Source organism: Rhizobium tropici CIAT 899 (assembly GCF_000330885.1).
GTDB lineage: Bacteria > Pseudomonadota > Alphaproteobacteria > Rhizobiales > Rhizobiaceae > Rhizobium > Rhizobium tropici.
Window position 1 is genome coordinate 1,981,025 of sequence record NC_020062.1, and the last position, 20,441, is coordinate 2,001,465.

At 60.2% G+C, this 20,441-nt stretch carries 17 protein-coding genes; 3 read left to right on the plus strand and 14 right to left on the minus strand.

The features are described from left to right. Window positions 1–323: 323 nt before the first annotated feature. A complete protein-coding gene (dinB, locus tag RTCIAT899_RS31160; protein ID WP_041678501.1) occupies window positions 324–1,421 on the plus strand; it encodes a DNA polymerase IV in 1,098 nt (365 codons plus the stop codon). A gap of 156 nt (window positions 1,422–1,577) precedes the next feature. Here the strand turns inward: dinB and RTCIAT899_RS31165 are convergent, their stop codons facing one another. Continuing rightward, window positions 1,578–2,453, minus strand: a complete 876-nt coding sequence (locus tag RTCIAT899_RS31165; RefSeq protein WP_015343839.1) for a helix-turn-helix transcriptional regulator — start codon at window positions 2,451–2,453, stop codon at window positions 1,578–1,580. Between the two features lie 113 nt (window positions 2,454–2,566). On the opposite strand from RTCIAT899_RS31165, the gene RTCIAT899_RS31170 reads away from it, so the two are divergent. Further along, window positions 2,567–4,021 (plus strand): MFS transporter, encoded by a 1,455-nt coding sequence (locus RTCIAT899_RS31170; protein ID WP_051043365.1) that lies wholly within the window; start codon window positions 2,567–2,569, stop codon window positions 4,019–4,021. 98 nt (window positions 4,022–4,119) lie between these two features. Here the strand turns inward: RTCIAT899_RS31170 and RTCIAT899_RS31175 are convergent, their stop codons facing one another. Further along, on the minus strand, window positions 4,120–5,904 hold the full coding sequence (locus RTCIAT899_RS31175) for a trimethylamine N-oxide permease (RefSeq protein WP_015343841.1): 1,785 nt from the start codon (window positions 5,902–5,904) through the stop codon (window positions 4,120–4,122). Window positions 5,905–6,146: 242 nt separating this feature from the next. Here RTCIAT899_RS31175 and RTCIAT899_RS31185 point away from each other — a divergent pair, with 242 nt between their 5' ends. Continuing rightward, window positions 6,147–8,513 (plus strand): trimethylamine N-oxide demethylase, encoded by a 2,367-nt coding sequence (locus RTCIAT899_RS31185; RefSeq protein ID WP_015343842.1) that lies wholly within the window; start codon window positions 6,147–6,149, stop codon window positions 8,511–8,513. Between the two features lie 27 nt (window positions 8,514–8,540). On the opposite strand, the gene RTCIAT899_RS31190 is transcribed toward RTCIAT899_RS31185, so the two are convergent. The 12 genes from RTCIAT899_RS31190 to RTCIAT899_RS31245 all read right to left on the minus strand — a co-directional run bounded on the left by RTCIAT899_RS31190 (window position 8,541) and on the right by RTCIAT899_RS31245 (window position 20,437). Then, entirely contained in the window at window positions 8,541–8,894 is a 354-nt protein-coding gene (locus RTCIAT899_RS31190; protein WP_015343843.1) for a hypothetical protein, read from the minus strand. A gap of 207 nt (window positions 8,895–9,101) precedes the next feature. Further along, a complete protein-coding gene (locus tag RTCIAT899_RS34480; RefSeq protein WP_015343845.1) occupies window positions 9,102–9,701 on the minus strand; it encodes a methyl-accepting chemotaxis protein in 600 nt (199 codons plus the stop codon). A gap of 117 nt (window positions 9,702–9,818) precedes the next feature. Next, a complete protein-coding gene (locus tag RTCIAT899_RS31200) occupies window positions 9,819–11,156 on the minus strand; it encodes an NAD(P)-binding domain-containing protein (protein WP_015343846.1) in 1,338 nt (445 codons plus the stop codon). A 68-nt stretch (window positions 11,157–11,224) separates the two neighbouring features. After that, window positions 11,225–12,265, minus strand: coding sequence for a heme-dependent oxidative N-demethylase family protein (locus tag RTCIAT899_RS31205; RefSeq protein WP_015343847.1), 1,041 nt, complete (start codon window positions 12,263–12,265; stop codon window positions 11,225–11,227). A gap of 29 nt (window positions 12,266–12,294) precedes the next feature. Continuing rightward, window positions 12,295–13,260, minus strand: a complete 966-nt coding sequence (locus tag RTCIAT899_RS31210; RefSeq protein ID WP_015343848.1) for a PDR/VanB family oxidoreductase — start codon at window positions 13,258–13,260, stop codon at window positions 12,295–12,297. Then, on the minus strand, window positions 13,257–13,862 hold the full coding sequence (locus RTCIAT899_RS31215; RefSeq protein WP_015343849.1) for a dimethylamine monooxygenase subunit DmmA family protein: 606 nt from the start codon (window positions 13,860–13,862) through the stop codon (window positions 13,257–13,259). The genes RTCIAT899_RS31210 and RTCIAT899_RS31215 overlap by 4 nt, the downstream gene beginning before the upstream one ends. A 10-nt stretch (window positions 13,863–13,872) precedes the next feature. Beyond that, window positions 13,873–15,006 carry an aminomethyl transferase family protein gene (locus RTCIAT899_RS31220; RefSeq protein ID WP_015343850.1) on the minus strand — a complete coding sequence of 378 codons (1,134 nt, stop codon included), beginning with the start codon at window positions 15,004–15,006 and terminating at the stop codon, window positions 13,873–13,875. A gap of 112 nt (window positions 15,007–15,118) precedes the next feature. Further along, window positions 15,119–16,024, minus strand: coding sequence for a bifunctional methylenetetrahydrofolate dehydrogenase/methenyltetrahydrofolate cyclohydrolase FolD (gene folD, locus RTCIAT899_RS31225; RefSeq protein ID WP_015343851.1), 906 nt, complete (start codon window positions 16,022–16,024; stop codon window positions 15,119–15,121). Window positions 16,025–16,027: 3 nt separating this feature from the next. Beyond that, the gene (gene purU / locus RTCIAT899_RS31230; protein ID WP_015338441.1) at window positions 16,028–16,912 is read right to left on the minus strand and encodes a formyltetrahydrofolate deformylase; all 885 of its coding nucleotides are present in this window, start codon (window positions 16,910–16,912) and stop codon (window positions 16,028–16,030) included. Between the two features lie 99 nt (window positions 16,913–17,011). After that, complete coding sequence (glnT, locus tag RTCIAT899_RS31235; protein WP_015343852.1) at window positions 17,012–18,319, minus strand: type III glutamate--ammonia ligase; 1,308 nt, start codon at window positions 18,317–18,319, stop codon at window positions 17,012–17,014. An 87-nt stretch (window positions 18,320–18,406) separates the two neighbouring features. After that, window positions 18,407–19,735: an FMN-binding glutamate synthase family protein gene (locus RTCIAT899_RS31240; RefSeq protein ID WP_015343853.1), complete on the minus strand. Its 1,329-nt coding sequence runs from the start codon at window positions 19,733–19,735 to the stop codon at window positions 18,407–18,409. Window positions 19,736–19,750: 15 nt separating this feature from the next. Beyond that, window positions 19,751–20,437 carry a GltB/FmdC/FwdC-like GXGXG domain-containing protein gene (locus tag RTCIAT899_RS31245; protein WP_015343854.1) on the minus strand — a complete coding sequence of 229 codons (687 nt, stop codon included), beginning with the start codon at window positions 20,435–20,437 and terminating at the stop codon, window positions 19,751–19,753. Window positions 20,438–20,441: the final 4 nt, after the last annotated feature.

Below are 20,441 nucleotides of genomic sequence, written 5' to 3' on the forward strand. Positions count from 1 at the left end.
TAGGCACGCGGTTCCGTTAGATCGAGATTCCTCGTCATGCTCGGGCGGAAGGATTTCCATCAGCAGGTCGGAAAGGGGTTTGGTTGCGACTTGGCCCATCTTGAGGCTCCGTATTGGGGGACGGACAAAAGATAAGAAGCCTCGAAGGCATCTCAAGGTGGCACTTGCGAATGACTGTCACAGAGCGATTTGCCCGCATCTCTCCGGCACGGCAACTGAGCCGGTTTGATATCGTGATCAGGGATGATATGTTCTGTATTTGTTTCAGATTCTGCAATTGAAGGGTCCATGCTTAACCCTGCAGCATGATGACCGAGATCGCCATGAACGACGCCAACGCAAACCTCGTCCGAAAGATCATCCATGTCGATATGGATGCATTTTATGCGTCGGTCGAGCAGCGAGACAATCCGGAGCTGCGCGGCAAGCCGCTTGCGGTCGGCGGGTCAGCGGCACGCGGCGTCGTCGCGGCCGCAAGCTACGAAGCCCGCGCCTTCGGCGTTCACTCGGCGATGCCTTCGGTCACGGCAAAACGCAAATGCCCAAATCTGATTTTCGTGCCGCCGCGCTTCGATGTCTACAGGGCAGTGTCGCAGCAGATCCGCGAGATCTTTGCCGAATATACTTCGATGATCGAGCCGCTGTCGCTCGACGAAGCCTATCTCGACGTCACCCAGAACCACAAGGGCATGGAAATCGCCACCGAGATCGCGCTGGAGATTCGGACTAGGATCAAGCAGGTCACCGGGCTCAACGCCTCGGCCGGTATTTCCTACAACAAGTTTCTTGCCAAGATGGCAAGCGACCTCAACAAGCCGAACGGCCAGGCCGTCATTACGCCGAAGAATGGGCCGGCCTTCGTCGAAACGCTTCCCGTCAAGAAATTCCATGGCGTCGGGCCGGCGACGGCCGAGCGCATGCATAAATACGGGATCGAAACCGGGCTGGATCTGAAGTCGAAATCCCTCGCTTTCCTCCAGGAACATTTCGGAAAGGCAGGCCCCTATTTCTACGGAATTGCCCGCGGCATCGACGAACGCCAGGTGAAGCCCGACCGGATCCGCAAATCCATAGGCGCAGAGGATACGTTCGTCGAGGATATCGACGATCTCGAGTTGGCGACGGCGGAGCTGCGCCCACTTGCGCAGAAGGTTTGGCGCTACTGCGAAACAGGTGGTTTCAGCGCCAAGACGGTGACTGTGAAGATCAAATATTCGGACTTCACCCAGGCGACACGCAGTCGGACAAGCTCCTTGCCGGTCGCGGACGCCGGCGCTGTTCTTGAGACAGCGGCGGCGCTTCTGGCAACCGTCCACCCGTTTGCGCGGCCGATCCGGCTGCTCGGCATCACGCTTTCGTCTTTGACGAACGAAGAGGCCGACGATGGGAGATCACAGCCTCAGCTCGATCTTGGCATCTGAGAGATGATAATCTCCCATCCGCCATCTGGGACGCGCTCGGCATTCCCTTGGTCGAGGGGCCGTAGAGCCGATTGAGGCCTAGCCAGGACGGGACGCGCCGTCGCCGGCACCTGATCACGCATCGGGTTCCCCCTTCACGATCTCCGGCAACGCCGTTCAGCAAGCCCGCCTACGCTTCATCATCGCGCTCAGCTTCTCCGCCCCGGCTTCGTCGACGGGTGTGTAGACGATCATGCGGTCGTCATTGCTGGGGCTTGCCCACCAATTGTTGGATTGCAGCGGCAGGATCGTGCCATCCGCCAGCCGGAAACGCTTCACGGTATTTTCGATGCCCTTGAGCTGATAGCGATCCCACACGATGCGGAACTGATCGGAAGCGCTCATATAGCGTTCCAATTGCCGCTCCCAGCTCGGATCGTCGAGATGCTCGGCCATGGAGGCACGAAACAGCGCTGCCATATTGGCCAGCATCTCGTCGGGATCGGCCTGGCTTGCGCGCCAGGCAGGATTGACGAGGGACAGATAGATGCAGTTCCGGTCCTCGGGCGGAAGGGCATCGAGATCGACGCCGACGAGGCGGCGATAGGCCTCGTTGAAGCCGCGTATATTGTAGCGCTTTGTCTGGATAAGGGCGGGATAAGGACAGAGATGATCGAGAATGTGCTGGCTTGCCTCGGTGAGCGGCTCGCAGACGCGAGGATTTTCGAGCCGGGGCGGAACCGGTAGATTGGCCAATCTGAACAGGTGCTCCGTCTCGACTTCGTTGAATTCCAGAGCATGCGCGACAGAGAGCAGTACGCGCGGCGACACGCGGATCGGCCGCCCCTGCTCCAGCTTGGTATACCAGGTAATGCCGATATCGGCGCGCGAGGCCACTTCTTCCCGCCGCAATCCGGGTGTACGAATCCGTCCTGCCCGACCGAGTCCCAATCTTTGCGGGTCGAGGGATTCCCGCCGCCTGCGCAACATCTCGCCGAGTTCCTGCGCCCGCGAAAGCATCTGATTGGGAACGATATCGAGCGTGCCGTGCATTTCCATTCTCCAGCCTGACACTTTTTATACCAGTCTAAATAGGTATCTTGTACCAGTTTAACATGGGTGTAAAACGCTGTGGACTCAGTTTTGAAAATACTTTGAGGTCCCCCATGTCTTCCGCACCAATCCGGCTTGGCCAATTCGGCCTGCTGATCCTGCTGGCCGGGCAATTGCTGCTGCAACTCGATTTTTCCATCATCAATGTCGGCCTTGCCGCCATCTCGGCCTCGCTGCACGCCGGCGAGACCGAACTCGAGCTTTTCGTCGCCGCCTATGGCGTCGCCTTTGCCGTCTGCCTGGCAATGGGTGCGCGCCTCGGAGACAATTTCGGCCGCAGGCGCATGTTCGGCCTCGCCGTCCTGTTGTTCTGCCTCGCCTCCCTGCTATGCGGGTTGGCAACATCAGTCACTTTCCTCATCGTTGCGCGCGCGCTGCAGGGAATTGCGGCAGCACTCATGGTGCCGCAGGTGCTGGCGACCATCCATGTCAGCCTGACCGGACGCGATCACGCCCGCGCCGTCTCACTTTACAGTGCAATTGGCGGCATCGCCTTCATCGTCGGCCAGGTTCTCGGCGGCTTCCTGATCTCTGCCAATATTGCCGGCTCCGGATGGCGTAGTATCTTCCTCATCAACCTGCCAGTCTGCATCCTGATTCTGATCAGCGTGTGGCGCCATGTTCCTGAAACGCGTGGCCAAGGCAGAGTGCCGGTCGACTGGTCGGGCATGATAACGCTGGCGCTTCTGACTTTGTCGGTCCTGCTGCCGACCGCGCTCGGCCCGTCACTACACTGGAACTGGCTTTGCCTGCTCAGCTTCGTGCCGATCCTGCCGCTGGTGGCACTTCTTTGGCGTATCCAGCGCTCCAAGGAGGCGCGTGGCGCCTTCCCGATCCTGCCGCCGTCGCTCACGCGCATCTCCAGCATGCGGTTCGGCGGGCTGATCGCCATACTCTTCTTCACCTGCTGGAGCGGCTTCATGTTCGTCTTCGCACTGACGCTGCAGGCAGGTGCCGGGCTGACCCCGCTGCAATCGGGCAATGCCTTGATTGCACTTGGCGGCTCCTATTTCGCCTCAGCCGCCTTCGTCACGCCTCGCCTTGCAAACGTACGGCGCGAACTCATGCTGGCGATGGGCTGTGTGATCCAGATGAGCGGGCTTGCTCTGCTCATCGTGACGCTCGAAACGGTCTGGCCGCGACCTGGCGTCATCAACCTCATTCCGTCCACAGTCCTGATCGGTTTCGGCCAGGCGCTGATCGTCAACAGCTTCTACCGGCTGGGGCTGGCCGACGTGCCGCATGAACATGCCGGCGCCGGCAGCGCCATGCTCGCGACCATGCAGCAGGTATCGCTGGGTCTCGGGCCGGCAATTCTGGGGGCCGTATTTGCCCAGGTGCTGCAATATTCCAGCGCCTATCTCTCCGCCGGGGTCACGGCGATCGCCGTCGAACTCGGGCTGATGGCCATCCTGCTGGTGGCCACGCTTTTACGATTGGCACGGCAGCGCAGCCGACCAGACGAAGACTCCGAGATCGGCGACGCCCTCATCGTCGCGCCCGAATGATCGGACGGTCGGCGTTAAAAGCATTGATCCCATAACAAAGTCCGGCCTGTCGCCAGGCCGGACTTGCAAGCATAGGCCTCGTCTTCGACCAGATGCGGCTACACCGGCAGCTGGAAGGCCCAATTGGCGATCAGCACGATGGCAAGACCACCGGCAAGCGCCAGATAGGGCAGTATACCCGCCTTCCTGACACCCAGATCCTGGCCGACCAGACCAAGATCATCCATGGCGCCGGTCGGGAACTTGCCGCCATCGCGAACATAATGCCTGTAGGCAAAGACCGGCAGAATGAGAGCTGCAAAGGCAAAACCGATCCAGAGAGCATTGGCATAGCCCCAGACCTTGGCGCCGGCGCCGAGGAAGAGCGCGTTGACGAAGGCAAGGACGGTGTTGAGGCCGATGAGCCACGACGGCGCTTTCCACGGGCGCTCGACATGACCGGAGTCCATGCGGTGGATCCAGCCGGAATTGAGGTTCAGGAAGTTGAAGATGATGTATCCGACGTTGGAGACGGCAAGCACGAAGAAATAGCCGCTCGTGTCGGAGGCAATGGCGAGAAGAAAGAGATTGAAGGCGAAGTCCGTCCACATCGCTCTCGTCGGCGCACCGTTCTCGTTCACATGATCGAGATATTTCGGCAGCCAACCGTCCTTCGAGCCCTGATAGAGAGTGCGCGAGGAACCCGCCATTGCCGTCATGATCGCAAGGAACAGTGCCAGGATCATCAGGATGACGAGCAATTGCGTAACGATCCGGCCAGCGCCGATCAGGCCGCCGAGCGCTTCACCGACGCCGGTGCCGTCGACGATGCCGGGCGCCAGCATGCCGGCATGACCGAGCACACCTTGGAAAGCAAAGGGCACCAGGAAGAAGAAGACGCAGCAGGCAAGGCCCGAGTAGAAGATTGCCTTGAACGTATCCGTCTTCGGGTTCTTCAGTTCGCGCGTGTAGCAGACCGCCGTCTCGAAGCCATAGGTCGACCAGGCGGCGATATAGAGGCCGCCGAGGAAAAGCGTCCAGCCGCCATTGCTCCAGGTGCCGTCAGTCGCAGCGTAGGCCGCTGTCGGCGGCAGCAGGCCGGTCACGTTGGCGGAGAGAATTTGGCCGCTGACGATCGGATAGACACCGATGATCAGAAGCGGCACGAGCACGATGATCGCGAGCCACTTCTGCACGCTGGCCGTCTCGGAGATGCCGCGATGCTGGATCGCAAAGATGATCAGCATCAGGACACCGCCGATGAAGAAGGTGGCGTTGATATTGGCGGTCGCGAGGAAGGGAATGTTGAAGCTGACGAGAGACCAGTTGCGGATGGGCGGCGTAAAAGCTGCAACGCCATCGGCGCTGAGCAGCGCTTTTACCGCATCGTCGGGCGATGTACCGGCATGGGCCGCGATGTATTCGGCAACACGCGGGCTATCCGCCGTGATCGACGTCGCATGGGCACTGATCCAGCTGAGCACGGCCTGTGAGTCCGCCGCCGGGATCGGGAAGAAGGCATTGAGGATATAGCCTGCCGCAATGGCGCAGCCGAGGGACAGCACCGGCGACCAGGCAAACCAGTTGCACCAGACCGAAAGCGGCGCGATGAATTTCGAGTAACGCAGCCAGGCCGTCGCGCCATAGACCGAGGCGCCGCCGGACTTGTTGCCGAACATGCCGGCAATTTCGGCATAGGTGAAAGACTGCAGGAAGCCCATGATCATCGAGATGATCCACACGACAAAGGCAAGCTTGCCCGTCGTGCCGGCGATGCCGCCGATGGAGAAGAGAACAAGCGGCGGCACGCCCGCAGCCACCCAGAACGCGCCCTTCCAGTCAAGCGCGCGTATAAGCTTACCTTCGGTGCCGGCGGAAGCGCCGGCGTCCACGATGTCAGTCATTGGTGATATTCCCCATTTTGTTCCGGACGTATCTCTCGTACGTCTCCCTGAACGTGCCTCCCATGGCATTACGGGGCTTGCTGGAGGTTTTCGTAAGCCGAGTCTGCGCGCGGATTTCCAGATGCATGCCCTTTATACATAGTGAAGATATTTTCTTTTTAGTCAATATCCCTTTACTTTCGGACGGCATTTTGTCAGCATGATTCCGGTGTCCGACACGCCTCATTTCTCGAGAGGGCTCTATGCGAGATCTCCACCCGTCAGCGGGAATACGGCCCGTCTCGGCGAGCATTATCCGCTATCCGGGCATTCCAGCGCTGCCGCCGGACACCGAGCGCTATCGTTGCAAGGGCGGTGGGTCGCTGGTCGTGCGCGTCGAACCCGGCGATCGGATTTCGGTGGCGGATAGCGAAGGCGGGCAGGTCTGCGAGCTGACCTTCCTTGACGAGAAGGGCCGCTTTCAATCCGCTGGCCTGGGGTCGGCATTCACCGGCGAAGCGACAGGTCTCAAAGCTATTCTTTCTTCTGACGATGAAAGTGCGGCTCGCGTCAGGACGGCGCTGGCGCGGCGTGGGGCCGATCTGGCCTCTGCGGCAGCGCTTCGCCTCTTCGGCGCCTCTTCGCCGGCAGGCAGTACCGCGGAATTCACGATCGCGACCAAAGGCCTGCTTATCGCCTGTGCGCCAGGAATGGCCATGTCGCCGGAAACGCAGGATACGGCAACACCCATCGAGATCAGGATCCGCCGCACTGCGATCCTGCGAGACTATGCCTCCGCGCTGCCCGAACCGCTCGCCGACCCGATCGAGGACATTCGCATCAAGGCGGCGACGGCCTCGGCCTATTTTGTCCGCGCCGGCGAATATATTCAGATCATCGATGTCTATGGCCGGCAATGCACCGATTTCCAGGCCTTTTCCGCCCGCAAGGTCGACAAGGGCCTCGATCTCGCACTCGATTCCACCGTGACCCGCACCCTGCTCGGCCGCAGCTATCCAGCGCCCGGGCTGCCGTCCAAAGCCTTCGACCGCGATTTCGAGCCGCTGGTGGAAATCGTGCAGGATACGGTCGGTCGCCACGATGCCTTCGCCACCGCCTGCAATTCGCGCTATTACGACGACATGGGCTATCCCGGCCACGTGAACTGCACCGACAATTTCAATGCAGCGCTCGCGCCCTATGGCATTGCCGGCCGAAAGGGCTGGGAGGCGCTCAACTACTTCTACAACACCAATGTCGATCACAATAACCAGCTCTATCTCGACGAACCTTGGTCGAGACCGGGCGATTACGTCCTGATGCGCGCACTGACGGATCTCGTCTGCGTCTCCTCCTCCTGCCCCGATGACATCGATGCGGCCAATGGCTGGGACCCGACCGATATCCATGTCCGCACCTTTTCAGGCAAAGAAAAATTCACACGAGCGGTGGCCTATCGCATGACTCCTGATGCCGACCCCGAACTGACGCGGGAGACCGCGTTTCACCCGCGCCTCTCCGCCCTGACGCGCGACTACACCGAATATCGTGGCTTCTGGCTGCCGAACCGCTTCTCCTCGGAAGGGCCGGTCGCGGAATACTGGGCCTGTCGCGAACGCGCCGTGGTGATGGATCTCTCGCCGCTACGCAAGTTTGAGGTGACGGGACCGGATGCGGAAGAATTGCTGCAATATTGCCTGACGCGCGACGTGCGCAAGCTCTCGACCGGCCAGGTGGTCTATTCCGCCATGTGCTACGAACACGGCGGCATGATCGACGACGGCACGCTGTTTCGCCTCGGAGACAAGAATTTCCGCTGGATCGGCGGCGATGACTATAGCGGCATCTGGCTGCGCGAGCAGGCCGAGAAGAAGGGCTTCAAGGCCTGGGTGCGCTCCTCCACCGACCAGATGCACAATATCGCCCTGCAAGGTCCGAAGAGCCGTGACATTCTGAAGGAGATCATCTGGACTGCGCCGCGCCAGCCGACGATCAGCGAGCTCGAATGGTTCCGTTTCGCGGTCGGCCGCATCGGCCACTTCGAGGGTGCCCCGGTCGTTGTCTCTCGCACCGGTTATACCGGCGAGCTCGGCTACGAGATCTTCTGCCATCCGAAGGATGCCGCTACTGTCTTCGATGCGGTCTGGAAAGCCGGCGAGCCCTATGGGCTGAAGCCGATGGGTCTTGAGGCGCTTGATATGGTTCGCATCGAGGCCGGCCTCGTCTTTGCCCATCATGAATTCGACGATCAGACCGATCCCTTCGAGGCCGGTATCGGCTTCACCGTCCTGCTGAAATCGAAGCAGGACGATTTCATCGGACGCGAGGCGCTAATTCGGCGAAAGGAAAACCCGCGCCACCTGATGGTCGGTCTCGATATCGAAGCCAATGAAGCTGTGGGACATGGTGACTGCATCCATATCGGCCGCGCGCAGGTCGGCGTGATCACCAGCGCGACACGGTCGCCGATCCTTGGCAAGACCATTGCGCTAGCGCGGGTCGATGTCACACATGCGGGCGTTGGCACCAAGGTCGAGATCGGCAAACTCGATGGTCAGCAAAAGCGGCTTCCAGCCGTCATTGTGCCGCTCTCCCACTACGATCCGCAGAAGACGCGGCCGCGATCCTAACTTTCATTGCGATCAAAATGGCATAGATCAGCAATAAATCTTGTCTTCGAATGGCCCCGCCTCAAAAACCGCAACACCGTTGACAAACTCGCGCGCCCAGATGTCGCCGGGGCCAAGGTCACCAACACCCTTCACCTCGAAGGACAAGCTGGGGATACGCTCTGCGACCAACGTGAACAAAGCAATAGTTGACCATGGATCAAGGTTGAATACTACCGGAGCCGAAATTCTGTGCATATCAAATGCTTGCTCGAGGTCCTTTAAGACATCCTGACTAAGCGCTTGTTCAGTGAGGTAGGCAGCTATCTCATCTCTAATGGCGATCAAGGCCGCCTTATCGCCATCGTTCAAGGTGAGGTAAGCAGTCGTGCTAAAGCTCATGAGTCCACTTTCATATTTGCGCATCAAAGGCTTTAGCCTGACCATGGCGTGAATGCACATAGGAAATTGGATCCATATGCTCGCTCGTAGTGGAATTCGCAGGCTCCAGCGTCGCCTTTGCTGAAGAAGCGCTGTCGAGGCGTCTGGGAAAAGCGAGCGAGCACATCGGCCGTATTGAAACGGCGGGAGGCATCGCGCTTTTGAGCTTCAATCGGATTTCTTCTGCGCGGCCGAGATCGCGCGCGCTGCCTCTTCCGAGGAGTTGGCAAGCGTGCGCATCTCTGCCGCCAGGACCGCAAAACCTGATCCGGCCGTGCCCGCTCTTGCAGCCTCGATGCCGGCATTGACGGCCAGCAGCTTCAGGTAGCGCAGCGACTGCAGGATCTCGTTGGTCTTCGATGCCGTGATCCGCATATCCGCGGTCTGCTCATCAAGGCGCTGGTAGAGCGATTCGATATTCAGGATGCTGCCTTCGAGATAAAGAAGCTCCCCGGCCTCATCCCATACGCCGCCGCCGGTCTCCGTTACCCAGAGGAAATGGCCGTCGCGATGACGGATGCGATACTCCATCGTCCAGTCGGTGCGGCTTTCCAGCGCCTTGCCGACAAGCTCGTCCATGAGCGGGATATCCTCTTCGCACATGATCGAAGTAAAGGTTCGCGTGCGGTTGCCGATGATCTCATCGGGGGGATAGCCGAAGATGCGCTCTATGCCGTCGGTCATCTCAAGCATCGTATAGTTTTCGTCTGCCCGGCAGCGATAAAGAAAACCCGCCATACGGCCGAGAACGCTTGTCTGGAAATCCATGAAGGCCGTGCCCCGAAGAGAAGGTTGCGGATGAACTCGTTTCGTCTCAACGCATAAAAATCCGGCAAGGGCTGCTCTTCGCCTCCCTTGCCGGTCAGGTGGGGAAATGATCCCTGATCAATTGCGCAGATATTCCTCCATGGAATCGTCAAGCGCATCGACCCAGGGCGTATGGTGCGTCGGCGACATGGTGCCGGTCATCAGCGAGCGGTAGGCGTGGTCGCGGAAGCCCATGATGTTCTCAGCCTTGTGGTGCTCCCACTCCATGAAGGTCCTGTTCGTGCCTTCGATGTCGAAGCTCGGATAATCCGTCTCGGCGAGCAGCTCCTTCACATAGTCGCCCTGGTACCAGATCATCTGTTCGGCATCCTCGAGCGTTTCCTCGCGGGCACGCCACTTGTCGAAGTTCGCCTGCAGTTCCGCTTCCGGCGGCAGCTTGATGCGGCCCATGATGACATCGCGCGCCCACCAGGCCTGCACGTCGAACATGTTGAAGGTGTAGAACTGGTCCTGCATGCCGATATAGAAGAGCTGCGGATTCTTGTCGAAGATCACGCCCTTGTAGAGATGGTCGGCCCACAGGCGGTTTGCCGTCTTCAAACGCAGATCATCCGGCAGGAAGGGGAAATGATGCTGATAGCCGGTGCAGAGGATAAGCGCATCGACCTCCTTCGATGAGCCGTCGAGGAAGTAGGCCGTCTTGTTCTCAAGACGCGTCAACAGCGGCCGCTCCTCGAAATTCTCTGGCCATTTGAAGCCCATCGGCTTGGAGCGATAGCTCGTCGTCACCGACTTCGCCCCGTATTTCCAGCATTGCGAACCGATATCCTCGGCCGAATAGCTGCGGCCGACGAGGAGCACGTCCTTGCCCTTGAACTCCAGCGCGTCGCGGAAATCGTGCGCGTGCAGCACGCGACCATTAAAGGTCTTTACTCCCTCGAAATACGGCACGTTCGGCGTCGAGAAGTGGCCCGAGGCGACGACGACATAGTCGAACTCCTCGTCATACATCCGGTCCTGAGGGCGATCATGCGCGGTTACCGTGAACTTCTTCGTCTCTTCATCGAAACGCACCATGCGCACCGGCGTGCTGAAGCGCACCCATTTGCGCACATCGGCCTTCTCGACGCGGCCCTTGATATAGTCCCAAAGTACGGCGCGCGGTGGATAGGAGGCGATCGGCTTGCCAAAATGCTCTTCAAAGGAATAATCGGCGAATTCCAGGCATTCCTTCGGGCCGTTCGACCAGAGATAACGATACATGCTGCCATGCACCGGTTCGCCATATTCATCGAGGCCTGTACGCCAGGTATAGTTCCAGAGGCCGCCCCAATCCGCCTGCTTTTCGAAGCAGACGACTTCCGGGATATCAGCACCCTTCTTTGCAGCCGATTGAAAGGCCCTTAGCTGGGCAAGGCCCGAAGGGCCGGCACCGATAACGGCAACTCGTGTCATGTGGCATTCCCCTTCTCGATTCTATCGAAATTCTTATGGCATGCAGAAGTTCGGCGTGGCGTCCGGCATCAATCCGGGAAGATGCCGGGGCTGGTCGGCGCGCCGTCGTCATATCGCGAAAGCCAGTCGATCGTGGTCTGGCGGAAGCGCGTCAGGCCCTTGTAGTCGATGAGCTCGGGCGGCAGCGTCTTCAGCACGCGCGGAAAACGGCGCGCCCATTTCGGCACGGTGACGAGCTCATTCATGTTCATCAGATAGCAGCGGATGACGAAGAGAATGGCGTTGGAGCGCGGCAGGCGCCACAGGCTCTGCAGCTCGACGCGCAGATGCACCTTCTCGCCGACATTCTCGGGCGTCACCGTGGTGCGATCCGGACCCCATTTCGGATAGTTTTCAGGACTGGTATCGAGGCGCGGATTGATCGTCATCGTCCAATTGAACCGGCGCGTCGGCTTGCCCAGCTGCAGGTTCAAAAGGAATTTTAGCGCACGGTCGAAGACGCCGATCTGGTGGGCAAGCGGCACCGGCCCGTGCCACTCCATGAAATTCATGCCGATATCGAAATCGAGCGACCAATCGGCCTGGGTCGTCACCATGCCGGCATCCATCCAGAGATTGCCGTCGCGCTGGTCGACGATGCAGAAATCGCCCTGCGCCTGGCGCGAGATGTATTCGAAGGGTTCGTGAGGCAGAGTGGACGCATCGCCGAAGGTGAAGGTGTCGTCTATGCCAAGGGGACGATTGATCCAGCGCCACTGGTCGCCGTTCTTGGTGAGCGTGAAATGCTCGGGATAGCCGGCCGCCTGCTCCTCCATCAGCAGTTCCAGCGTATCCCATTGCGCCGTCATCATGTGCGGCAGCGCCTGATAGCGCAGCGGATCTTCCTTTAGCACGAGAGCCCGGTCGTGCATCTCGGCGACATAGTGCTCATCGACGTCGATGAGGCTTTCGTAGACCGTGTTCTTCCGCCCCTTCACATGCGGCTCCATGTTGACGGAATACATGTATTCGTCGCGATCGAAGGGGAACGGGAAACGCCTGATGTTTTCCGGACTGTTGCGGTAGCTGAAATCGTCCCTGAACGTTTCCTGCTTGAAGGCGATTGCCATGTCCGTTCTCCTGGATATCGGTTGGGTGCCTAAAGGTCGAGATGCAGCGCGCTTCCTTCGAAACGGGAAACGCAGATCATCACCTTCCGGCCGGAGGCCTTTTCTTCGTCGGTCAGATAGACGTCATTATGCAGAAGCTTGCCGTCGCAGACGGCGACACCGGTCTCGCACTGTCCGCAGGCACCGCCGCGACAGAGGAAGGGCGCATCGATGCCGGCAGCCTCGATCGCCTCCAGCATGCTCTCATGATGGCCGACGTGAACGGTCTTGCCCGACCGCGTCAGCGTGATGGAGAAAGGCTTTCCGGGCTGCGACGACAGGAAGCGTTCGGAATGCAGGTTCTGTTCCGGCCAGCCAGCCTCGATGCCCGTTTTCAATACACCATCGATCATGCCGGCCGGGCCGCACACATAGAGATGCGTGCCGAGCGGCTGGCTTTCGAGCAGACGTGCCACAGGAATGAAATTGCGATCGGCATCGCAATAGATCTTCACCCGCTGCGAGCCATATTGCTCGACAAGCTCCTGGCAATAAGCGCCGCGATCGAGCGAACGCACAGCATAATGCAGCTCGAAATTCGCGCCCTCACGCGAGAACTGCTGCATCATCGCAATGAAGGGCGTGATGCCGATGCCGCCGGCAATCAGCAGGTGCTTGCGGCCGCGCCAGTCCGGCTGGAAGAGATTGACGGGATAGCTGACCTTGAGCTCGTCGCCCTCCCTCACCTTCTCATGCATGAAGGCGGAGCCGCCGCGCGAGTCCTCGACGCGCAGCACGCTGATCTCATAGGCCGAGCAATCATGCGGCGCCGACATCAGCGAATAGGCATTGCGGCGAACATGGCCTTCGTCGTTCATCGACACGATGACATGGGCGCCGCCGGAAAAATAAGGCATCGGCGCGCCGTCGAGACGCTCGAAGCGGAAACGCTTGATGCGGTCGGCAATGGGCGTCACCTTCGCGACACGAACAGGAATTTCCGTACCACCGCTCACAGGAACAACTCCTCTGGATCGGGCGCAGTGCCCGGCTCTTCCGCATCGATATTGACGCCCTGGAAGGCGCCGAGACGACGCGAGTAGTGGTCGCGCACCAGAAGCGGCAGACCGCAATGGCTGCAGTTGAACGGGCTGTGCGTGACATCCTCGGTGATGCCCTTGCAGTGGACGCATTGCACACGGCGCGCCGGGGAACCGCGATGTTCCGTGATGATCGAGGCATGATCCATGCCGTAGTCGAGCGCCACCATCATTGCCTGGCCGATAAAGCCCTCGGTGCCGGCTATATAAAGCCGCGTGCCCATGTGAGCCGTCGCAAGCGAGCCCTTCAGGCGGAAGAGCAATGTCGCAATGGTCGGCGCCGTGAAGAACATGTCGGCGCCGAGCCCGCGCAGGGCCTCATCATGGCCTATGCCCTGCGAACCGCGCGCGACATAGAGGATTTCGCTGCGCGACAGGATGGTATCGTCAAGCCCGGCCGTCTGGTCGAGGAGGGCATTGGCCCCCTCGCTTTCCAGCGCGAACAGATGCCGCCGGGCATGCGGCTGGATGGAGAGACCTTTGTAGACCGGTCGGCTCTTGATGCCTTCGACAAGCATGAGCGCCTCCTTAACCGATAGCCGTCCTCTTCTTCTTTTCAGGATCGTCGAACGGCAGCGTATGGGCTATTGCGCTCGCCTTCAGGCTCTTGCCGCGCACTTCGAGCTTTGTACCCTGTACGGCCTTGTCGACATCGAGGCGGGCGATCGCCATCGATTTCTTGGTGAGCGTCGAATAGCAGGGGCAGGTGATGACGCCGACCTTTTTGCCCTCGTAATACACCTCGTCGCCGAGATCGGCCGGGCCGTCTGCATCGATCAGCATGCCGAAGATCTTGAAGCGCTCCTTGCCCTTGAGGCGCGCATGTTCCTCGGCACCGCGGAAACCCGTCTTGCCGGGGCTGACGGTGAAGTCGAGGCCGAGCTCCCAAAGGCTGTCGCCGGGCGGCTGGTCGGCGAAGGGGTACATCTGCGAGTTATCGTATGGATAAAAGAGCAGATAGCTTTCGACGCGCAGCATGTCGAGGACGCTGAAGCAGCAGGGAATGATGCCCATCTCCTCGCCTTCTGCGACGATGCGGTCCCACACCATGGGCGCATCCTGACCACGCACGAATATCTCATAACCGCGCTCGCCGGTATAGCCGGTGCGCGAGATCATTACGGGCGTGCCGAACAGCGTCGTCTGCATGTGATGGAAATATTTGAGGTCGCGAATGCCGGGCACGTACTTGGCGAGATAGTCAACCGCAACGGGACCCTGCAGCGACAGATCATGCAGATCGTCGTCGAAAAGGACGGCGCAGTTGCGGCCTGCTGCCTGCTTGACGAGCTCCTCGTGGCCGGAGCCCGAGCCATGCACCAGCATCCACGAGTTCGGGCCGGTGCGGTAGACGATGCAGTCGTCGGTGAAATAGCCGCGATCGTTGAGCATCGCGGCATAGACCGAGCGGCCGGGATAGATCTTCGACATGTCGCGGGTGGTAATATAGTCGAGCACGGCAATGGCGTGCGGTCCGACCAGATGCACCTTCTTCAGGCCGGAAACGTCCATGATACCGGCCTTGGTACGGATCGCAACATGCTCCTGCGACATGTCCTTGTCGTAGGTCCAGGCGGTTCCCATGCCGCTCCAGTCCTCAAGTTTCGATCCGAGAGCACGGTGCCGGTCCGCCAAGGCGGAGAAACGCCATGATAATGCCATTTCGTTCCCTCATTTTCTTCTATGGAATAATTATTTCCTGACTATAGTCGTCTTTCATGCCTTGGCAAGCCGATCCGAGTGGTTTTTTGTCATCACTCGGATGGCATTTTCTTCAAAACTTCGGCGGCTTCTTACCTGCAGCGCGATGGGCAGCGATGACGGTATTGGCCATCAGCATGGCGATCGTCATCGGGCCGACACCGCCCGGAACCGGCGTGATGGCGGCGGCGACTTCGGAGGCTTGACCATAGGCGACATCGCCCACCAGCCGGCTCTTGCCCTCGCCGCGCTCGGGTGCCGCGATCCGGTTGATGCCGACATCGATGACGGTGGCACCGGGCTTCACCCAGTTGGCCTTCACCATCTCCGGACGGCCGACGGCCGCGACCAGAATATCGGCGCCTCTTGCCACGGAGGCGAGATCCTTCGTGCGCGAATGTGCTGTCGTCACCGTCGCATTGGCATTGAGCAGCAATTGCGCCATCGGCTTGCCGAACAGGTTGGAGCGACCGATGACGACGGCATTCAGACCCGACAGGTCCTCGCCGTGGATCGAACGTACCAAAAGCATGGCGCCGGCCGGCGTGCAGGAGATCAGTCCGGTTTCGAGATCGCCGGTCGCAAGTTTGCCGGCATTGACCACATGCAGGCCGTCGACATCCTTCTCCGGCTTGATCGATTGGATGATGTCATCCGAATCGAGATGCTTCGGCAGCGGCAGCTGGACGAGGATGCCGTGGATGGAGGGATCGCCGTTCAGCGACTGGACGAGCCTTGCCAGCGCACCTTGCGTCGTCTCGGCCGGCAGGGTGTGCTGGATGGAGTTGAAGCCGCACTCCTTGGCCATCTTGCTCTTGGAGCTCACATAGGCGTGGCTGGCCGGATCGTCCCCGACGATGACGACCGCAAGACCTGTCTTCACACCGGCCTCAACCTCAAGTCCCGCCGCCGCACCCTTCACAGCCTCGATCACCGAAGCCGCTGCCTTCTTCCCGTCGATCACTGTTGCGGGTGCCATCGCTCACCCCATGCGCTCGGAGGCATAGGAGCCCGGGCTTGCCGGGAAGACGACGGTGCGGTTGCCGTTGATGAAGTTGCGGTGATGGATATGGGCATGGATGGCGCGGGCGAGAACCTGGCTCTCCACATCGCGGCCGATCGAGACGTAATCCTCGGCAGATTGCGCATGGGTGATGCGCGCCGTGTCCTGCTCGATGATCGGACCCTCGTCGAGATCGGCCGTCACATAATGCGCCGTCGCCCCGATCAGCTTCACCCCGCGCTCATAGGCCTGCTTGTAGGGATTGGCGCCCTTGAACGACGGCAGGAAGGAATGATGGATGTTGATGATGCGGCCCGACATCTTCTGGCACATGGAATCCGACAGGATCTGCATGTAGCGCGCCAGCACGATCAGCTCCGTGCCGGTCTGCTCGACCACATCCATGATCCTGGCTTCCGCCTCCGGCTTGTTGGCCTTGGTCACCGGAATATGGTGGAAGGGGATGTCATGATTGACCACCACCTTCTGGTAATCGAAATGGTTGGAGATGACGCCGACGATGTCGATCGGCAGCGCACCGATCTTCCAGCGATAGAGCAGGTCGTTCAAGCAATGGCCGAAGCGCGACACCATCAGCAGCACCTTCATGCGCTTCTTGGCATCGTGGATCTCGACGTCCATGGCGAACTTTTCCGCGATCGGCTTGAAGCCTTCTGCCAGCGCCGTCTCACCGACGCCCTCCTCGGAGATGAAGGAGACGCGCATGAAGAACATGCCGGTGTCGAGATCGTCGAACTGGCTGGAGTCGATGATGTTGCAGCCCTGCCCGGCCAGATAGTTCGAGATCGCCGCAACGATCCCGCGCGTCGATTTGCACGCAACTGTCAATACATAGCTCGTCATGCTGATTTTCCTCCGCCGTCCGCGGCCAAAATTCCGCTGTCGTGCCGGGGGATCGCGCCCCGGCACCTGAGCCCTTAAGGGCATCTTGTCGCTGCGCACTCAGATATCGAGCGTGCTGTCGCGCTCCCACTGCGTGAAATGCGAGCAGTAGGCGTTCCATTCCTGATGCTTGAGCTTCAGATAGGCTTCGGAGAACTCCGAGCCGATCGCCTGCTTCAACCCCTCGTCCTCGTCATAGGCCCGCAGCGCATCGAGCAGATTGAGCGGCAGGCGCGGCGCATTCTTCACGAGATGGCCTTCCGCATACATGTCGATATCGTGATGCGGTCCCGGATCGGCGTTGCTGCGCAGGCCATCCAGGCCGGCAGCGATGATGACAGCCTGCAGCAGGTAAGGATTGACGGCACCATCGGGCAGGCGCAGCTCGAAGCGGCCGGGACCGGGCACGCGCACCATGTGGGTGCGGTTGTTGCCGGTCCACGTCACGGTATTGGGAGACCAGGTGGCGCCGGAGGTCGTGCGCGGCGCATTGATGCGCTTGTAGGAATTGACGGTTGGGTTGGTAATCGCCGCCAGCGACGAGGCATGTTTCATGATGCCGCCGAGGAAATGCTTGCCTTCGGCCGACAGGCCGAATTCGGCCTCCCTGTCGGCAAAGACGTTGGTCTTGCCGTCATTGCTCCACACGGAGATATGGCAATGGCAGCCATTGCCGGTGAGACCCTTGAAGGGCTTCGGCATGAAGGTTGCTCGCAAGCCATGCTTCTCGGCGATCGACTTGACCATAAACTTGAAGAAGGAGTGCTTGTCCGCCGTCTTCAGGGCATCGTCGAATTCCCAGTTCATCTCGAACTGGCCGTTGGCGTCCTCGTGGTCGTTTTGATACGCACCCCAGCCGAGCTCAAGCATATAGTCGCAGATCTCGGAGATGACGTCATAACGGCGCATGACGGCCTGCTGGTCGTAGCAAGGCTTTTCTGCGGTATCGTATTCATCCGATATCTTGGCGCCATCGGCCGTGATCAGGAAGAATTCAGCCTCGACGCCCGTCTTGACGCGCTTGCCAGCGGCTTCCGCTTCTTTCACGAGCTTCTTCAGCACGTTTCGCGGCGCTTGGCCGACGAGTTCGCCCTCCATCATGCAATCGGCCGCGACCCAGGCAACATCCTTCTTCCATGGGAGCTGGATGACGGAGGAAGCATCAGGTACGGCGAAAAGATCGGGATGGGCGGGCGTCATATCGAGCCAGGTCGCGAAGCCTGCAAAGCCCGCACCGTCTTCCTGCATCCCGGCAATCGCCTGGGCCGGCACCAGCTTGGCGCGCTGGCCGGAAAAAAGATCCGTATAACTGATCATGAAATATTTGATGCCTTTGTCTTTCGCAAAAGCAGCAAGATCCAGTGTCATTCTCGTTCCCCTTTGGATTTCTTCGAGACACTTCGATGTATGCATGCGTCCGCCGGGCTCTTCGGCCCGGTCGGGCACATCAGATGACTAATAGCCCCCCTTGCCCGGATACCAGTTGGTGCCGGCGAGAGGGATCTGCGCCATGGCGGCAGCTTCCATCGTCAATGCGCACAGGTCCTCCGGTTCCAGGTTGTGCAGGTGATTCTTGCCACAGGCGCGCGCAATCGTCTGCGCTTCCAGCGTCATAACCTTGAGATAGTTGGCAAGGCGCCGGCCCGCAGCAATCGGATCGAGCCGGCTGGCCAGCTCCGGATCCTGCGTCGTGATGCCGGCCGGGTCCTTGCCCTCATGCCAGTCGTCATAGGCGCCGGCCGTCGTGCCGAGCTTCTGGTATTCCTCTTCCCATTTCGGATCGTTGTCGCCGAGGGCTACGAGCGCAGCCGTGCCGATGGCAACCGCGTCGGCACCGAGTGCGAGCGCCTTCGCCACATCAGCCCCAGAGCGAATGCCGCCGGAGATGATCAGCTGCACCTTGCGGTGCATGCCGAGATCCTGCAGCGCCTGGACGGCGGGACGGATACAGGCGAGCGTCGGCATGCCGACATTCTCGATGAAGACGTCCTGGGTCGCGGCCGTGCCGCCTTGCATGCCATCGAGCACGACAACGTCGGCCCCAGCCTTCACGGCAAGCGCCGTGTCATAATAGGGCCGCGCGCCGCCGACCTTCACATAGATCGGCTTTTCCCAGTCGGTGATCTCGCGCAACTCCATGATCTTGATTTCGAGATCGTCCGGCCCGGTCCAGTCCGGATGACGGCAGGCCGAGCGCTGGTCGATGCCCTTCGGCAGATTGCGCATGTTGGCGACGCGATCGGAAATCTTCTGGCCGAGCAGCATGCCGCCGCCGCCGGGCTTGGCCCCCTGTCCGACCACGACTTCGATTGCGTCGGCGCGGCGCAGATCCCTAGGGTTCATGCCGTAACGCGAGGGAAGATATTGATAGACCAGCGTCTGCGAATGACCGCGCTCCTCGTCCGTCATGCCGCCGTCGCCTGTCGTCGTCGACGTGCCGGCAAGCGTGGCGCCTCGGCCGAGCGCTTCCTTGGCGTTGCCGGAAAGCGCACCGAAGCTCATGCCGGCAATGGTGATCGGGGTCTTCAGCGTGATCGGCTTCTTGGCGAAACGGCCGCCGAGGACAACGGTCGTATCGCATTTCTCGCGATAGCCTTCGAGCGGATAGCGCGAGATCGAAGCGCCGAGAAAGAGCAGATCATCGAAATGCGGCACCTTGCGCTTCGTGCCGGCGCCGCGGATATCGTAGATACCGGTCGCTGCCGCACGGCGGATTTCAGCGAGCGTATGATCATCGAAGGTCGCCGACTTGCGGGGTGGCGTATATGGATTGTGGTAGCTCATGAGGTCCCCTTCGCCTTAATACGCGTCGGCATTGTCGATGTTGAAATTATAGAGCTTGCGGGCCGATCCGTAGCGCTTGAACTCTTCCGGCCTGACGCCGCGCACGCCGGCCTTCTCGAGAAGCTCGGAGAGCTTTGCGAGATGCTCCGGGCGCATCTCCTTCTCGATGCAGTCCGAGCCGAGGCTTTGGACCGAACCACGCACGAAAAGCTTGGCCTCGTAGAGGCTGTCGCCCAAGGCATCGCCGGCGTCACCGAGCACGACCAGATGCCCGGATTGGCCCATGAAGGCCGACATATGGCCGATATTGCCATAGACGACGATGTCGATGCCCTTCATCGAGATGCCGCAGCGCGAGGCGGCATTGCCCTTGATGACAAGCAGCCCGCCGCGGCCGGTCGCGCCGGCATACTGGCTGGCATCGCCTTCGATGACGACGCTGCCGGACATCATGTTCTCTGCGACGCCCGGACCTGCCGAACCATGCACCGTGACGTTGCCGCCATCGTTCATGCCGGCGCAGTAGTAACCGACAGACCCTTTGATATCGACGGTGACGGGCGCGTCGATACCGGCGGCGACAGCATGATGGCCGCGCGGATTGACGACTTCGAAGGCCAGATCATTGGCGCCGGCGGGCAGGCCATGAAGGGCACTGTTGAGTTCACGCAGCGGCGTAACGGATAGGTCGAAAACTGGCATAAAG

Coding starts and splice junctions, on each gene's coding strand:
- RTCIAT899_RS31190 (WP_015343843.1), bottom strand. CDS start 8,894: ATGAGCTTTAGCACGACTGCTTACCTCACCTTGAACGATGGCGATAAG.
- RTCIAT899_RS31200 (WP_015343846.1), bottom strand. CDS start 11,156: ATGACACGAGTTGCCGTTATCGGTGCCGGCCCTTCGGGCCTTGCCCAG.
- RTCIAT899_RS31165 (WP_015343839.1), bottom strand. CDS start 2,453: ATGCACGGCACGCTCGATATCGTTCCCAATCAGATGCTTTCGCGGGCG.
- RTCIAT899_RS31240 (WP_015343853.1), bottom strand. CDS start 19,735: ATGAGCTACCACAATCCATATACGCCACCCCGCAAGTCGGCGACCTTC.
- RTCIAT899_RS31185 (WP_015343842.1), top strand. CDS start 6,147: ATGCGAGATCTCCACCCGTCAGCGGGAATACGGCCCGTCTCGGCGAGC.
- dinB (WP_041678501.1), top strand. CDS start 324: ATGAACGACGCCAACGCAAACCTCGTCCGAAAGATCATCCATGTCGAT.
- RTCIAT899_RS31215 (WP_015343849.1), bottom strand. CDS start 13,862: ATGCTTGTCGAAGGCATCAAGAGCCGACCGGTCTACAAAGGTCTCTCC.
- RTCIAT899_RS31175 (WP_015343841.1), bottom strand. CDS start 5,904: ATGACTGACATCGTGGACGCCGGCGCTTCCGCCGGCACCGAAGGTAAG.
- RTCIAT899_RS31205 (WP_015343847.1), bottom strand. CDS start 12,265: ATGGCAATCGCCTTCAAGCAGGAAACGTTCAGGGACGATTTCAGCTAC.
- glnT (WP_015343852.1), bottom strand. CDS start 18,319: ATGACACTGGATCTTGCTGCTTTTGCGAAAGACAAAGGCATCAAATAT.
- RTCIAT899_RS31220 (WP_015343850.1), bottom strand. CDS start 15,006: ATGGCATTATCATGGCGTTTCTCCGCCTTGGCGGACCGGCACCGTGCT.
- RTCIAT899_RS31170 (WP_051043365.1), top strand. CDS start 2,567: ATGTCTTCCGCACCAATCCGGCTTGGCCAATTCGGCCTGCTGATCCTG.
- RTCIAT899_RS31245 (WP_015343854.1), bottom strand. CDS start 20,437: ATGCCAGTTTTCGACCTATCCGTTACGCCGCTGCGTGAACTCAACAGT.
- purU (WP_015338441.1), bottom strand. CDS start 16,912: ATGACGAGCTATGTATTGACAGTTGCGTGCAAATCGACGCGCGGGATC.
- RTCIAT899_RS34480 (WP_015343845.1), bottom strand. CDS start 9,701: ATGGATTTCCAGACAAGCGTTCTCGGCCGTATGGCGGGTTTTCTTTAT.
- folD (WP_015343851.1), bottom strand. CDS start 16,024: ATGGCACCCGCAACAGTGATCGACGGGAAGAAGGCAGCGGCTTCGGTG.